Consider the following 14932-nt stretch of genomic DNA (forward strand, 5'->3'; position numbering starts at 1 on the left):
TAAAGGAAAATGCTATAGAAAGAGTGATATGATGAGAAAGCTGTTTCATGCCACACTGATTCTGCTGTTATCCTTTAGTTTTTTCGCAATGCCGTCTGCCGGTGCAAAGAAACCGTTTAAGGTTCCCAACTCTGTCGTAAGCATTTCAAAGGAAAATACGTATCCGAATGCTTCACAGGACCAGCCGATGCTTCAGCCGAGCAAACTGGCAAAGGAATTGTTAGATACATCCGAGATCAACATCGAAAATCCGCATCTGATAAAAATGCTGAATGAATCCTCGGTTTCCGGTTCACCGCTTGCCATCGGCTACCGGGCGACAATATTTCTCGGGAAATGGGCGCTCGGCTATCAATCGAACGAAACGGTCGCCAACTGGGAATATAAAAAAATCAATACGAACAGAGCGGATAACCGGGGCGGACAGCAAACCGCGGTTATCTCATACGCCCAGGAACAGCAGTACAAAATTAAAGGCGGGCTCACAGCGAAAGTGCCGAACGCAGAAGACGTAAAAAGCATGATGATGCAAAAAGCGATGAAGAAAACAAAACTGCCGCTCGCGTTTGAAACGGTTATCGGCGCAGGCACAAAACGCGATCAAACCTACAAAATTTCTCCGCAGCGGCTCGGCTACCTGCACGCCTACGCTCCGGCCGTTAATGAAAAAGGAAAAGTAACATACGGTGAAGTGTATTTGGTGCTGAAAGGCAGCAAGCGGAAACTTGTCGTCAAAAATGTGACTTCGCAAGGAATCGGGGCTTGGATTCCGGTGCAGGATCACGTCACATTCGGTTTTCAAATGACAGCGCAGCCGAGATAAATAAAAAAAGCTGATTCCGGTTCGGGAATCAGCTTTTTTGTGTGTGATACATTTCCTCAAGCAATTGCACATTGTTGTTGTACAGCTCCCGGGCAAGAACGCGTCTCACCGCAAGGCTTGCCGAGAAGTATTCTTTATCTTGAACCATGCCTTTGACGGTAAATTCTATGCCTCTCGTCAATTTGTTCAGGCTCATGATTCCATGCACTTGAAACGGCTCCGTCGCATTGAGAAATTCATCCCGCTTCAGTGAATCGCGAAGCTCATCATTGAGCATGTCGCAGGCTTTTTCTAAGACGGCATATACCCGCTCGGGATCTTCCTTGTAACTGATCACGACGGACTCGGTAATCCGCATAAAATCAATGTTATAGTTTTGAAGCTGTCTGACCTCACCGTTTGAAATGGTAAGCAGCTTGCCGGTCCACTCACGGATCTGGAGGGAACGGAGCCCGATTTCTTCGACTGTGCCGTTGAACAGATTGTTAATTGTCACGTAATCGCCTTTATGAAGCTGGCGTTCGTATATCAAAAAGACACCGGCCAATATGTCCTTGATTAACGACTGGGCGCCGAAACCGATGACGATACCGGCAACACCCGCCCCGGCTAAAATTCGGCCGAAATCATGAACGAATAACGAAATGACGTAAAAGATAAAACCGATCGTCGCTGTATACTGGGTGATGGATCGGACGAGGCTTTCAATCGTTTTCCCTTTCCGTTCCTCCAAGAAATCTATGCGTTTAAATAACACCTGGACAAAGCGGTTGATCAGAAAAACACCGGCGTAAAGCACGAGAGCGACGATGATGATCTCAACCACTTTGCTTTTCAAAATATCCGTAATTGTCGTTTCCATCTTCTGTTAACCTCTGGCTTTTCGTAATGAAAAATCCGTGTCCTGATAATAACTGTTTTTGACAAGGACGTTCGGTCCGAGGCACCGGACGTTTGTGCAGCGGCAGTTCAGCTCCTTGCTCAGCTTCGTCTGTCTCCACTTGTCATATGCATCGGGAAGGCTGTCTGTTTTAATATTGCCGAGCGGCGGTGTATCGCCGAAATCCGTGACAATGATATTTCCGTCAAAAATGTTGACGTTCAGGCGGGAGCGGCCGTCAGGGTCGTTTCGCACCGTAACGTTTTTCGCTTCCCGCAGGCGGCGGAGGAGCTTCTGGTCTTCTTCATCAGGGCTGCATGCGTAAAACGGGAGCGTGCCGAACAGCATCCATGTCTCTTCATCGCGAATGTCGAGCAGATGATGAATGGCCTGTCTCATGTCCTTCAGGCTGAGTGATTCAAGCGCGCTGGCGAAATCACTCGGATACATCGGATGGACTTCGTGCCGCTGGCATTTCATTTCTTCCGTAATCTGCCGGTGAATATGTTCAATATGCGGCAGCGTCCGTTTGTTCAGCATCGTTTCCGCTGAAACCATTACGCCTGCTTCGACCAGCGTGCGGCTGTTTTCAATCATTTTGTCAAAATAGCGCGCCCGCTGTTCAAATGTCGGTTTCTTCTCCATCATCGCAAATCCGATGTCGGCAAAGTCCTCGACCGTTCCCCAGTTGTGGGAAATGTGAAGAACGTCCAAATAAGGAATAATCCGTTCGTAGCGCCCGATATCAAGCGTCAGGTTTGAATTGATCTGTGTGCGCACGCCGCGTTCATGCGCATATTTCAAAAGCGGGACGACGTATTCCTTTACCGATTTCAGCGAAAGCATCGGTTCGCCGCCCGTAATGCTGATAGAGCGCAACAGAGGAATTTCATCAAGCCGCTTTAATAAAAGGTCGATCGGCAGCGCATCCGGGTCTTTCGGCTGGAGCGTGTACCCGACGGCGCAGTGCTCGCATCTCATATTGCACAAAGTCGTCGTTGTGAATTCAACGTTCGTCAGTTTCATATCTCCATACTGGTCGACATCCATGTACGCTTCCCAAGGATCGTACTCCGGTGTGATCGGACGCAGTGCTGTGTTTTGTGTCATGACTATCTAACTCCTTTATAAATGGGCATACTAACGTCTGCCAACTGTTAATTTTAGACCTGATCTGCCAAGATCGCAAGTAGCGGAACCATTGAAAAACGTCAAAAAATACGCTACCATTATAAAAAATGAATGGAGTGGAAGTATGGGGAATGCAGTAAACAGCAAAGATCAGCAGCTCGATTACCTGAAGAACAGACTCGATATGTTTATGAATGTCATTGATTCATTAGACCCTGAATCAACGGACGTTGAAGATATAGACCGGCTCATCGGCATGCTTGATGATCTGGAAGCAAAATACGAACGCTTTAAAAAGGATTGGGAATAACCCCCGGCGGATGCCGGGGTTTTTCTTTTTCCATAATGCGGCTGTATAAAAGGGCAGGGCCTACTGCAAAATAAGGAAAAATGCAGAAGGAGTGCTGGTCATGAAATGGTTTTGTTCAATTTGCTGCATGGCCGTTTTACTTGCAGGAGGCATCAACAGCGCAGAAGCCGTGCCGAATGAACGGATAAACTGGGGATTTAAACGCAGCGTCAATCATCAGCCGCCCGATGCCGGCAGACAGCTGGACAATCTGGTCAAAAAATATGATGCCTTTTATTTGGGCAATACGAAAGAAAAGACCATCTATTTAACGTTTGATAACGGATATGAAAATGGGTACACCCCGAAAGTGCTTGATGTGTTAAAAAAACATCACGTCACGGGCACTTTTTTTGTCACGGGTCATTTTGTGAAAGAGCAGCCTGATTTGATTAAACGGATGTCAAAGGAAGGCCATATCATCGGCAATCATTCTTTTCATCATCCTGATCTGACGACAAAAACGGGCGATCAGATTCAAGACGAACTCGATTCCGTCACGGAAGCTGTGTACAACATTACCGGAAAGCGGGACAACCTGTATCTCCGTCCGCCGCGCGGCGTATTCAGCGAATATGTCCTCAAAGAAACGAAGCGTCTCGGCTACCAAACGGTTTTCTGGTCCGTCGCATTTGTCGACTGGAAGGTTAACGAGCAAAAAGGAAAACAATACGCCTATGATCACATGATAAAGCAGGCGCATCCCGGCGCGATCTACCTTCTTCACACCGTTTCAAAGGACAATTCAGAAGCTCTGGACGATGCCATTACCGATTTGAAAAAAGAAGGCTACACGTTTAAAAGCATTGATGACCTGATGTTTGAGAAAGAAATGAAGCTGCCGCGCCTGTAGAAAACACCTCTCCTGGTAATGGAGAGGTGTTTTGTTATTTGATACATTTAATCAATGCCGCCCAATCCAGATCTCCGCAGCCTTGTGCGATCCCGCTTTCAAAATGGCTCTTCGCCAGTTCGGCAAGAGGGAGTTTTGCGGAAACCTGTTCTGCGGCGGCGAGCGCCAGAGTGGTATCCTTCAGCCCTAAAGACATTTTGAAGCCGGCCGGCTCAAATTTCTCCTCAGCCATGATCGTGCCGTAATTTTGATAGACGGGAGAGCCAAAGAGCGCGTTGGCGATTTCTAGAAATTGTTTTTGTTCTAAACCGAACTTATCCATCATTAAGAATGATTCAGATAACGCCTCCAGCATAGAAACGAGCAAGAAATTGACGCTGATTTTCGCGGCATTGGCCGTTTTTGTTTCTTCACCCGTGTCAAATACTTGCTGACTCAGGATGTTAAACAGCGGTTCGGCCTTTTTCTTCGCTTCTGCCGGTCCGGCTGTGATGATGCGAAGCTCGGCCTTCTCGGCGGCATCGGGGCGGCCGAGGACGGGAGCGGCAATAAAGGACTGCCCTCTGCCCGAATGTGCGGCGGAAAGCTGTTCTGACAGCGCCGTACTGATCGTGCTCATTGAAATATGAATGCCGTTTTCAGATAACCCGGCAATAATGCCGCAAGCTCCGAACGTCACGCCTGTTACAGCTTCATCGTCTGACAGCATTGAAAGCACAATGTCCGCATGTTCAGCTGCCTGGCGGGGCGTTTCGGCATATTCGGCCCCTTTATCCAGCAGGTCAGCCGCTTTTTCTTTCGTCCGGTTATATACAGTCAGGCTGTATCCGGCTTTCATGATATTTTCGGCGATGGGGCGGCCCATATTGCCGAGTCCGACAATGGCGATCTTCATTTGACAGTCCCTCCAATGAAAAGTTTTCCACCATTATACATGCAAAATGGTTAATCTGCTGTGTACAGGATTGCCACTTTCAGTTCAGGTTCTGAAGACCATCCGGAGTCTGATGCGGCTGTCCCCTTATAAAATCCGGTAAATCGGGTTTTGATGATTGTTTTTGAACGGGGTTTTACAGTGAATGTTTTTGATTTGAATGTGACGTCCTTTATGTTTTCTGATAAATCCGGCGTGACAGAAATGGTTTGTTCCCCTTTTCCGTAATGATTGATATAAAGCGTGCAGCTCATGCCCGCTCTTTTTCGTTCAATCAGATGACTGCATTCGCTGCGGTGCTTCAAATATTCGACAAACTCTTTTTCGGGCGCGAACTGTTTTAAGGAAAAAGCGGCATATTCGGTGGCAGGACTGATACCGGAAGCGGCCCCCATACTGAGAAAGATCAGAAACAGCCCCGCCGCGGGAAGCATCCGCCTGAACGCGGCGGCACACCAGATTAACGCCGCAAAGTAAAGGACGACCCCGGGAATGACGGAGATATGGGCTCCGTCTTCAGACCAGGAAGAAAAGCCGAGCGACTCAAAGATGTAATCAGACACCGTACAGCCGTTATACAGCGGGGCAATGGACATGACACTGAAAAGCAGGAGGACAGAAGAAATGATTTTATGAGAAAGGATGGTAACGGCGCACACCTCTTTACGTTTTTTTCCAGACTATCATGTTTTCTCAAAAAAAAGAACAGCCGGCAGCCGTTCTTACTTGAAAATATTAAACCAGCCTTTGCGGGCGAACCAAAACAGCATGGCGGCGACAAGAACGGCCATGACGCCCAAAACGATAAAATACCCGTATTTCCAATGAAGCTCAGGCATGTTATCGAAATTCATGCCGTAAACCCCCGCGATGAACGTCAGCGGGATAAAAATGGTCGAGACGATGGTTAATGTCATCATAATGGCGTTCATCCGGTTTGAATTCAGCGTCACATAGCTGTCCCGCAAATCTGACGTCATATCACGGTTTGACTCGATCAGCTCGGCCAGTTTTAACAGATGGTCATAAATATCGCTGAAATACGCCTTCGTTTCACGGCTTTCTTTTACATGGTCAAGGCTCAAAATCCGGTACATTAAATCGCGCATCGGAATGATCGTCCGTCTCAGGTTCAAAAGATCAGTCCGCAATTCAAACACTTCATTCATTAAAGTGCCGTAAGATTTATGTGTTCTGCTGTCTTCAATTTCATTCAGCCGGTCTTCAATTTTGTACAGCACGGGGAAATATTCATCGACAAGCTGATCCATAATCATATAAGTGATGTGCCCCGGCCCTTTTTTGGCTAATCCCGGAGAAGCGAAAAACCGTTCTCTCACCCTTGAGACGCCGGGGGATTCGTGCAAATGGAAGCTGACGATGAAACGGTCGGACTGAAAAATGTCCACCTCTTCCATTTCCAGTGTGTCCGGGTTCAAGGCGTGGAGCACATAAAAACGGTAGCCGTCATAATGGTCGATTTTCGGCCGCTGCATATGCTGAAAGCAATCCTCGATCGCAAGCGGATGAAAGTGAAAATAATCCCGCAGCAGCTCGGTTTCATGCATCTCAGCGCCGAAAAAATCGATCCAGTACCATGCGATGTCCGGTTGTTCTGTACGTGATAGGGGGATATTATCTAATATCTCATTATGTGTTGTGATTGCGGTTATATGTATCATAAACAACCCTCCGCCTGCCATTATATCATGCGGCGTTATGAAGAAAAGTATACGAATTGCCGCCCGCCCGCTTCATGATATACTTGGACAAAAAGGGGTGGAGCATATGTGGAAGGAAACCGTTTCGGTCACGCCGCCGTATCATTTTGATAAAGTCCTTGAAAGGCTGTCGCTCGATCCGCTGAATGCGGTCGATCTTCATGCAAGATCAATCAAAGTGCCGCTCAGAACACGGGACGGCAAACTGTCCGTCATCACGGTTCAAGCGGAAGGCACCGCCGCAGACCCGGTCTTCCTCGTCAGCGGAGAAACGGACCGCGAGGAGATGATTGAACGGATCAAACACATTTTTCAATGGGAACAGCCGCTTCAGCCTGTGCTTGATCATTTCTCAAAAACAAATCTGTCGGCGCTTTTTGAGGAGCATGCGGGAACCCCGCTCGTCTTGGAATATGACGTCTACAACTGTCTCATGAAATGCATCATCCACCAGCAGCTCAACCTGTCTTTCGCATTTACCTTAACGGAACGGTTCGTCCATGCCTTCGGTGAACAAAAAGACGGCGTCTGGTGCTATCCCGAGCCGAAAACGATCGCGGCGCTTGAGTATCAGGACTTGCGGGAGCTCCAGTTCAGCATGAGAAAAGCGGAATATGCGATTGACATTTCACGCATGATTGCAGACGGAGCGCTCAATCTGGCGGAACTTACCCATTTATCGGATGAAGACATTATGAAAAAGCTGATCACCATCAGAGGCATCGGCCCGTGGACCGTCCAAAACGTCCTCATGTTCGGCCTCGGCCGCCCGAATCTGTTTCCTTTGGCGGATATCGGCCTGCAAAATGCCATCAAACGCCGCTTCGCCCTTGAGGATAAACCGTCAAAAGACGTGATGCTTCAGGTAAGCAGCGAATGGGCGCCGTATTTAAGCTATGCGTCCTTGTATTTGTGGAGAAGTATTGAATGAAAAACCGCTTTGATCATTTTTTGGAAACTTCCAGTGAAAAACATGAAGGAACCGCCGGCTGCATGTTATACTGAAAAGATGTGATATTTCAAATCAGCCGCTTTCCCAGGAGAAAGGCTTTATATAGAAACGGAGAGAAAAAAACGTGAATCAACACCAAAAAAAGGCGCCTGCCGAATTGAAAATCGGGCAGACATTTCCGCTGACCATCAAACGTCTCGGCATTAACGGAGAGGGCGTCGGCTATTTTAAGAAAAAAGTTGTCTTCGTTCCCGGCGCTCTGCCCGGGGAAGAAGTCGTTGCCGAAGCGACAAATGTGCAGCCGAAATTTTCAGAAGCACGCGTCAAAAAAATCCGCAAGCCGTCTGAACACCGCGTCACGCCGCCATGCCCGGTCTACGACCAGTGCGGCGGCTGTCAGCTTCAGCATCTGGCATACACCCAGCAGCTTCGCGAAAAACGCGACATCGTCATTCAGTCTCTGGAACGTCATACGAGATTCAATGTCGAAGAAATGAACATTAAAGATACGATCGGAATGGACAACCCTTGGAATTACCGGAACAAAAGCCAGTTCCAAGTCGGACGCTCGCAAAGCGGCAGCATCATTGCCGGCTTATACGGACTTGATTCCCATAAAATCGTCCCGATTAAGGAATGCATTGTCCAGCATCCGGCGACAAACAAAACAACGGGTATCGTCCGCCGTATTTTGGAAAAACACAACGTATCCGTTTATAACGAACGGACCAAAAAAGGCGATGTCCGCACCATCGTGACGAGAGTCGGTTTTGAAACAGGCGAAGTGCAGGTCGTGCTTGTCACCGCGAAAGAGACACTGCCGAATAAAGACGAGATCGTCAAAGCCATTCAGAACCGGCTGCCGGAAGTGAAATCGATTATTCAAAACGTCAATGGCGCGCGCACATCCGTCATTTTCGGTGACAAAACAAAAGCGCTGGCAGGAAGACATGCCATTCAAGAAGTGCTCGGTGACGTGTCATTTGAACTGAGCGCCCGCGCCTTCTTCCAGCTCAACCCTGAGCAGACGGTCAAGCTGTATGACGAAGTGAAACAAGCGGCTCAGCTGACAGGAAAAGAAAAAGTCGTAGACGCGTATTGCGGCGTCGGTACGATCGGCATGTGGGTTTCAAGCGGCGCAAAAGAGATCCGCGGCATGGACGTCATTAAAGAATCAATTGATGATGCGAAGAAAAACGCCAAAAAACACGGCATCAAAAACGCGGCATATGTCACGGGAACAGCCGAACACTGGCTCCCGAAATGGACGAAAGAAGGCTTCCGTCCCGACGTGGTCATCGTCGACCCGCCGCGAACGGGCTGTGACAGAACATTTTTAGATACCATCAAAAAAGTAAAACCGAAACGCTTCGTCTACGTATCCTGCAATCCTTCCACACTGGCGAAAGACTTGCAGGCGCTGTCGAAAGACTATCGCGTCGAATATATTCAGCCTGTTGATATGTTTCCGCAGACGGCCCATGTGGAAGCTGTGGCGAAGCTTGTGTTGAAATCGTCTAACTAAAATAAACAATTCGTAATCAGACCTGGATTTCGGTATAAACATTTCCGATTTCCGGGTTTTTTTATGCGCAGCCTTTGCCCTGGCTGTCTTTTCTAAACTTTATCTTCCCTCTTTTCTCGGAGATCTTTAACTTAAACTGACGAAAAGAGTTGAAAAAACGTGTGGGAAAGCGAGGGAAAACAGCCAATTTTGACCTCGTTTGTATAATGACGATGTGGTTTATTATGACATTACTGGGATAATGTAAAATAATTTGATATCATTGGTTTGAGATGAAGTTGTAACATTATTCAACTGTAAAGTATTTATCATGCCAAAGTAAGTAGGTCTTTAATAAATGATAATAAGGAGGTGAAACCGAACGAGAGATATTGGGATTTCAACAACTGAACGAAGGTTATGAAGTAGAAGCTGTAAAAGGCAAGGGTGCTTACTTTCACTAAATCACAGCGGCAGTTGGCATATCAACAACTGTCGATAAAAGATCAAATACACTAAAAAAGCATGTTTGGTCGTTATATATAATATGAAAGCCTAAACAGGAAAAGGACCCCAACTATTCCTCTTGTTCTAAAAAAAGGAATAAATATAAGGCGGAAACGCAAGTGATAACAACTATTACAGTAATACCTGCGATGGTTATATCCTTAATAAGTAATTATTGCGACAATCATGCTTCATCATATAATGATGTTAGATTGACACTAAAAAGTATTGCAGAAAAGGAAATGGATAAAGAAATGGGTAAAGTATATAAAAGAAGTTGGTTTCACACGTTGTTGGCATTTTTAGTATCACAGCTTTATTTTAACTTTGTAGAATTAACGGGATGGGGTCCTAATTATAGAGAAATGAATGGATTCCCAGCAAATATAGCTGAACTGGATTTCTTTCAAACATATCTTTCATTCTATGATAATCCATGGTTTAATATTGTCACTGTTTTCTTGGGGGTTTTCACTGTTATACAAATCATTAAAGGTATAACAAAGAATATCCGAAATGAAAGCAATAACTTCTGATGCCTTATTTAATGATGAAAGAACATGAACACTTTCTAATTAATCTTATGAATGAAGACTGCGGCACTTAGTCAGCAGTCTATTTTATTGGTTTTGGATCAGGATTACCGAAGCGTAACCTTATACAAATATATATAGGTGATTGTATAAAGATATTAACATACGGGGTTTAAAAGCCGATCAACCCTTAGTACATATACTGTATAGAGCCAAGCCACTTGCGGCGTTGGTTATCCCATCCCATCTTCTTTACTCCATGTAATTCACAAGCGGCAAGTTAAGGCTTTTTCTTTTTACATTCTCTTCAGTACTCAGATATACCCCCCCAGCCCCATTTGCTTAATCAACTTATTTCTTGAAATTTGTTTTATGGTAATAGGGAGAACTCATATGATATTCTATTTAGGTTGGAATCCTTTTTATCCAAAAAGAGCAAAAGTAAGGCCGCTAAGAAAGATGAAGGTCAGCGCTAATCTTAATAAACCACAATATAAATAAAAATTAGGTGTAGATAATCATCACACTTTTCTCTCTCAAACCCTTTTAAAGGTGAAGGAGTTGACTGAGTTGATCAGAAATAAACGATATGGGGTTAACTATAGCGGTAGTCTATTACGTTAACTCAATTAATGTGTTCTACTCCAGTTTGCTTTTTTACTTTTAACGTGTAAAAAGTGAAATGTTCAAAATTTACTATCGTTTGATAAGAAGTGCTGACACATGCTATAAGTGTAAAAGAAGCATGGTCAGTTTTTAATTTTGGGATAAAGGTTTCGCTGTATCCCATCATGAAAGGATTTGGATTTGTTATGACAGATAATTTCTGGCGTGAATTACCGCGGCCATTTTTTGTACTGGCACCAATGGAAGATGTGACGGATGTCGTTTTTCGCCATGTTGTGAGTGAAGCAGGCAGACCTGATGTGTTTTTCACAGAGTTTACAAACTCAGAAAGCTATTGTCACCCGGATGGGAAGGATAGTGTGCGCGGCCGTTTGACTTTCACGGAGGATGAACAGCCGATGGTTGCCCACATATGGGGAGATAAGCCTGAAAACTTTCGCCAAATGAGTATTGGAATGGCGGAATTAGGGTTTAAGGGCCTGGATATCAATATGGGCTGTCCTGTACCTAATGTGGCGGGGAATGGAAAGGGAAGCGGCCTGATTTGCCGTCCTGAAGTTGCAGCCGAATTAATACAGGCGGCGAAAGCAGGAGGTCTGCCGGTAAGTGTGAAGACGAGACTTGGCTACACGGATGTTGACGAATGGCGCGGCTGGCTGACACACATACTGAAACAAGACATTGCGAATCTTTCCATTCATCTGCGTACAAGAGCGGAAATGAGTAAAGTAGATGCGCATTGGGAGTTGATCCCGGAAATCAAGAAACTTCGTGACGAGATTGCGCCGGATACCCTTTTGACGATCAATGGGGATATTCCTGACCGTGAAACCGGCTTGAAACTTGCTGAACAATACGGTGTTGACGGGATTATGATTGGACGAGGCATTTTTACTAATCCGTTCGCCTTTGAAAAGGAGCCGAGAGAGCATAGCAGTAAGGAATTGCTTGATCTTTTGAGATTGCATCTGGATCTTCATGATGAATATTCAAAAGCAGAAGCCAGAGCATATAAACCGCTCCCCCGCTTTTTCAAGATATATCTCCGCGGGTTCCGGGGAGCAAGTGAATTAAGAAATCAATGCATGAATACAAAGTCAACAGATGAAGTGCGTGCATTGCTCGATGACTTTGAGAGAAAGTATCTTGATGGGATGGAGCAAGAGTGACATAAACAACTCATCATCCGGCCCGGAGTTCGGTTTGAATTCCGGGCCTTTTTGTGTGCAGCTTTTACCCAGACAGATCCATGGCCGGTTTCGTCATGCAGAAATAAACGAATAATGGTACATTGATAGAAGATACATCATAAAGGGGGAGAGAAAAATGAAACGACTGTGCATCATCCCCTGCGGCAAGAAAAAAATTTGGGATGTCCATTCAGATACAGGGCCGGTAAGGGCGGAAGACGCTTATCTCAGCCCGTTTCATCAGGCATGCGAGCGATATGCGAAAGCATTTTTCGATGAGTGGGTGATTTTGTCGGCGAAGCACGGATTTCTTCGTCCGGATGATACTGTTCCCGGAAATTACGATGTCACTTTTGGAACCGGTCACCCGGAGATCATGGAAGCGGACGAGCTGCGCCGTCAATTTCATGAAAAAGGCTTTTCCGACGTCGAAGAGCTTGTCATGCTTGGCGGGAAAAAATACCGAAGCGTTCTAAACGCCGTCATCGGAGAGCATCAGCATATCACCTGGCCTCTGTCATCGTATAAAGGCATTGGTTACATGCTTCAAGCACTGAATCGGGCTGTTGAAGAAAAGGATGAACTGCAGCGCGTGGATATGAAAAAAAGAGTGTAACCATTCAAACGCCGCGATGGACTGTATGCGGAAGAATGAAGCAATAAAAGATTTCCGAGGAAATAAATACGTCGATCATTGTCAAAGACAGGGTGATGCCCGGTCTTTTTTGTATGCCATAAAACGAGACAAAGGGAACGGATCGAGACAAAATGAGACACCTGTCTCAAACTGTCTCCATTGAAAAAATAAAAACATTCATTTTACGGGATTCAAAGGCTGGCATGCTTCTTGCATTTATAAGTGTGAACCCTAAATAGAAGGAGGCGCACAAAATGGAATTGTTAAAACGAGAAGGCTTGTCATTAACTGAGGAAAAAGCGCTGTGGATGTACCAAAAGATGCTGGAAATCAGGGGCTTTGAAGACAAAGTGCATGAACTTTTCGCGCAAGGAGTGCTTCCCGGATTCGTCCATTTGTATGCCGGTGAAGAAGCGGTAGCTGCGGGGGTGTGCGCTCATTTAGATGATGGCGACAGCATTACAAGCACACACAGGGGACATGGCCATTGTATCGCCAAAGGCTGTGATCTGGACGGCATGATGGCGGAGATATTCGGAAAAGCGACCGGACTGTGTAAAGGCAAAGGCGGTTCTATGCACATTGCGGATCTTGATAAAGGCATGTTAGGCGCAAATGGAATCGTCGGGGGCGGATTTACGCTCGCATGCGGATCAGCGCTCACGGCTAAATATAAACAAACTAAAAATGTAAGCGTTTGCTTTTTCGGGGACGGAGCCAATAACCAAGGCACCTTCCATGAAGGGCTGAACTTAGCGGCAGTATGGAACCTTCCTGTCGTGTTCATCGCCGAAAACAACGGCTACGGCGAAGCCACGACATTTGAGTACGCGTCAGCCTGTGATTCAATCGCCGATCGGGCGGCTGCCTACAACATGCCGGGGGTCACGGTGGACGGAAAAGATATTTTAGCGGTTTATCAGGCAGCCGGGGAAGCGATAGAAAGAGCAAGAAACGGCGGAGGCCCGTCTTTGATTGAATGTATGACTTACAGAAACTACGGCCATTTCGAAGGCGATGCCCAAACTTATAAAACAAAGGATGAAAAGACTGAGCATCTTGAAGAAAAGGATGCTATCCAAGGCTTTAAAAACTATCTTCTAAAAGAAACAGATGCAAATAAATTGTCAGACATCGAACAGCGAGTCAGCGAATCGATTGAAAAAGCCGTCTCGTTCAGCGAAAAGAGTCCATATCCGAAAGAGTCAGAGCTGTTGACAGACGTCTACGTGTCATATGAAAAAGGGGGAATGTGAGATGGCGAGAGTCATAAGCATGTCGGACGCGATCAATGAAGCAATGAAGCTTGCGATGAGAAGAGACGACAATGTGCTTGTAATCGGTGAAGATGTCGCCGGGGGAGCGGCGGTCGATCATTTGCAAGATGATGAGGCATGGGGCGGTGTACTCGGGGTCACAAAGGGTCTCGTACAGGAATTCGGGCGCAGCCGAGTGCTGGATACACCGATTTCTGAGGCGGGCTATATGGGTGCGGCCATGGCTGCGGCATCCACGGGGCTGAGACCGATTGCCGAGCTGATGTTTAACGATTTTATCGGAACGTGCTTTGACCAAGTGATTAACCAAGGGGCGAAATTCCGCTATATGTTCGGCGGTAAAGCGCAAGTGCCGATCACCGTCCGCACCACATACGGAGCCGGGTTCCGGGCAGCCGCTCAGCATTCGCAGGCGCTGTATGGCCTGTTCACCAGCATCCCGGGTCTGAAGACGGTTGTGCCGTCCAATCCGTATGACGCCAAAGGTTTGCTGCTGGCGGCAATAGAAGACAATGATCCGGTATTCTTTTTTGAAGACAAAACGTCCTACAGCATGAAGGGCGAGGTGCCGGAAGATTATTATACAATTCCGCTCGGAAAAGCGGATATCAAACGCGAAGGCAGCGACATCACGCTGTTTGCGGTCGGCAAGCAGGTTAATACCGCGCTTGAAGCGGCTGCACAGCTTTCTGAGAAAGGCATCGACGCCGAGGTGCTTGATCCCCGGAGTCTGTCTCCTTTAGATGAGGAAGCGATTTTCACATCGTTAGAAAAAACAAACCGGCTGATCATCATTGACGAAGCCAATCCGCGCTGCAGCATCGCCACGGATATTGCTGCGATTGTCGCCGATAAGGGCTTTGATTTGCTTGATGCGCCGATTAAGCGGATTACAGCGCCGCATACACCGGTGCCGTTTTCGCCGGTGCTTGAAGATCAATATTTGCCGACACCAGACCGTATTGTCAGCGTCACACTTGAATTGCTTGGCGAGCCGGCAATGAATTAAAGGAG

Annotated in this window: 15 protein-coding genes; 10 read left to right on the forward strand and 5 right to left on the reverse strand. The window is 46.6% G+C overall.

Annotation, left to right across the window (positions count from 1 at the left end):
- Positions 1-28 precede the first annotated feature (28 nt).
- Entirely contained in the window at positions 29-823 is a 795-nt protein-coding gene (locus tag HAP68_RS03695; protein WP_088005349.1) for a YfkD famly protein, read from the forward strand.
- 28 nt (positions 824-851) lie between these two features.
- Here HAP68_RS03695 and HAP68_RS03700 read toward each other — a convergent pair whose 3' ends face one another.
- Positions 852-1685 (reverse strand): mechanosensitive ion channel family protein, encoded by an 834-nt coding sequence (locus tag HAP68_RS03700; RefSeq protein WP_015388541.1) that lies wholly within the window; start codon positions 1683-1685, stop codon positions 852-854.
- Positions 1686-1691: 6 nt separating this feature from the next.
- Positions 1692-2813 carry a radical SAM/CxCxxxxC motif protein YfkAB gene (gene yfkAB / locus HAP68_RS03705; protein ID WP_003155560.1) on the reverse strand — a complete coding sequence of 374 codons (1122 nt, stop codon included), beginning with the start codon at positions 2811-2813 and terminating at the stop codon, positions 1692-1694.
- Positions 2814-2958: 145 nt separating this feature from the next.
- Here yfkAB and HAP68_RS03710 point away from each other — a divergent pair, with 145 nt between their 5' ends.
- Together HAP68_RS03710 and pdaA are read left to right on the forward strand one after the other, a co-directional pair.
- Entirely contained in the window at positions 2959-3144 is a 186-nt protein-coding gene (locus HAP68_RS03710; protein WP_003155558.1) for an SE1561 family protein, read from the forward strand.
- Positions 3145-3244: 100 nt separating this feature from the next.
- A complete protein-coding gene (pdaA, locus tag HAP68_RS03715) occupies positions 3245-4036 on the forward strand; it encodes a delta-lactam-biosynthetic de-N-acetylase (protein ID WP_003155556.1) in 792 nt (263 codons plus the stop codon).
- Positions 4037-4070: 34 nt separating this feature from the next.
- Here the strand turns inward: pdaA and HAP68_RS03720 are convergent, their stop codons facing one another.
- From HAP68_RS03720 to corA, 3 genes are all read right to left on the reverse strand, one after another.
- Positions 4071-4931 carry an NAD(P)-dependent oxidoreductase gene (locus HAP68_RS03720; protein ID WP_024085015.1) on the reverse strand — a complete coding sequence of 287 codons (861 nt, stop codon included), beginning with the start codon at positions 4929-4931 and terminating at the stop codon, positions 4071-4073.
- 50 nt (positions 4932-4981) lie between these two features.
- Positions 4982-5629 carry a hypothetical protein gene (locus HAP68_RS03725; protein WP_024085016.1) on the reverse strand — a complete coding sequence of 216 codons (648 nt, stop codon included), beginning with the start codon at positions 5627-5629 and terminating at the stop codon, positions 4982-4984.
- Between the two features lie 63 nt (positions 5630-5692).
- A complete protein-coding gene (gene corA / locus HAP68_RS03730; RefSeq protein ID WP_003155549.1) occupies positions 5693-6652 on the reverse strand; it encodes a magnesium/cobalt transporter CorA in 960 nt (319 codons plus the stop codon).
- A 106-nt stretch (positions 6653-6758) separates the two neighbouring features.
- Between corA and HAP68_RS03735 the strand changes: the two genes are divergently transcribed.
- From HAP68_RS03735 to acoB, 7 genes are all read left to right on the forward strand, one after another.
- Positions 6759-7622 carry a DNA-3-methyladenine glycosylase family protein gene (locus HAP68_RS03735; protein WP_024085017.1) on the forward strand — a complete coding sequence of 288 codons (864 nt, stop codon included), beginning with the start codon at positions 6759-6761 and terminating at the stop codon, positions 7620-7622.
- Positions 7623-7767: 145 nt separating this feature from the next.
- Positions 7768-9168, forward strand: coding sequence for a 23S rRNA (uracil(1939)-C(5))-methyltransferase RlmD (gene rlmD, locus HAP68_RS03740; RefSeq protein WP_024085018.1), 1401 nt, complete (start codon positions 7768-7770; stop codon positions 9166-9168).
- Positions 9169-9908: 740 nt separating this feature from the next.
- On the forward strand, positions 9909-10190 hold the full coding sequence (locus HAP68_RS03745; RefSeq protein WP_088005350.1) for a YfzA family protein: 282 nt from the start codon (positions 9909-9911) through the stop codon (positions 10188-10190).
- Positions 10191-10999: 809 nt separating this feature from the next.
- Positions 11000-11983 carry a tRNA dihydrouridine synthase gene (locus HAP68_RS03750; protein ID WP_003155542.1) on the forward strand — a complete coding sequence of 328 codons (984 nt, stop codon included), beginning with the start codon at positions 11000-11002 and terminating at the stop codon, positions 11981-11983.
- Between the two features lie 157 nt (positions 11984-12140).
- The gene (locus tag HAP68_RS03755) at positions 12141-12620 is read left to right on the forward strand and encodes a DUF6884 domain-containing protein (RefSeq protein ID WP_003155541.1); all 480 of its coding nucleotides are present in this window, start codon (positions 12141-12143) and stop codon (positions 12618-12620) included.
- Positions 12621-12895: 275 nt separating this feature from the next.
- Positions 12896-13897: an acetoin:2,6-dichlorophenolindophenol oxidoreductase subunit alpha gene (gene acoA / locus HAP68_RS03760; protein ID WP_003155540.1), complete on the forward strand. Its 1002-nt coding sequence runs from the start codon at positions 12896-12898 to the stop codon at positions 13895-13897.
- A gap of 1 nt (position 13898) precedes the next feature.
- Entirely contained in the window at positions 13899-14927 is a 1029-nt protein-coding gene (gene acoB, locus HAP68_RS03765; RefSeq protein WP_015388536.1) for an acetoin:2,6-dichlorophenolindophenol oxidoreductase subunit beta, read from the forward strand.
- The last annotated feature ends 5 nt before the right edge of the window (positions 14928-14932 follow it).

It is taken from the genome of Bacillus sp. Bvel1, from assembly GCF_014872755.1.
GTDB lineage: Bacteria > Bacillota > Bacilli > Bacillales > Bacillaceae > Bacillus > Bacillus velezensis.

Bases quoted from the DNA above. Each gene is read 5' to 3' on its own strand.
- pdaA (WP_003155556.1), top strand. From the start codon at position 3,245: ATGAAATGGTTTTGTTCAATTTGCTGCATGGCCGTTTTACTTGCAGGA.
- HAP68_RS03750 (WP_003155542.1), top strand. From the start codon at position 11,000: ATGACAGATAATTTCTGGCGTGAATTACCGCGGCCATTTTTTGTACTG.
- corA (WP_003155549.1), bottom strand. From the start codon at position 6,652: ATGATACATATAACCGCAATCACAACACATAATGAGATATTAGATAAT.
- HAP68_RS03735 (WP_024085017.1), top strand. From the start codon at position 6,759: ATGTGGAAGGAAACCGTTTCGGTCACGCCGCCGTATCATTTTGATAAA.
- HAP68_RS03745 (WP_088005350.1), top strand. From the start codon at position 9,909: ATGGGTAAAGTATATAAAAGAAGTTGGTTTCACACGTTGTTGGCATTT.
- acoB (WP_015388536.1), top strand. From the start codon at position 13,899: ATGGCGAGAGTCATAAGCATGTCGGACGCGATCAATGAAGCAATGAAG.
- HAP68_RS03755 (WP_003155541.1), top strand. From the start codon at position 12,141: ATGAAACGACTGTGCATCATCCCCTGCGGCAAGAAAAAAATTTGGGAT.
- HAP68_RS03700 (WP_015388541.1), bottom strand. From the start codon at position 1,685: ATGGAAACGACAATTACGGATATTTTGAAAAGCAAAGTGGTTGAGATC.
- HAP68_RS03710 (WP_003155558.1), top strand. From the start codon at position 2,959: ATGGGGAATGCAGTAAACAGCAAAGATCAGCAGCTCGATTACCTGAAG.
- acoA (WP_003155540.1), top strand. From the start codon at position 12,896: ATGGAATTGTTAAAACGAGAAGGCTTGTCATTAACTGAGGAAAAAGCG.
- HAP68_RS03695 (WP_088005349.1), top strand. From the start codon at position 29: ATGATGAGAAAGCTGTTTCATGCCACACTGATTCTGCTGTTATCCTTT.
- yfkAB (WP_003155560.1), bottom strand. From the start codon at position 2,813: ATGACACAAAACACAGCACTGCGTCCGATCACACCGGAGTACGATCCT.
- HAP68_RS03720 (WP_024085015.1), bottom strand. From the start codon at position 4,931: ATGAAGATCGCCATTGTCGGACTCGGCAATATGGGCCGCCCCATCGCC.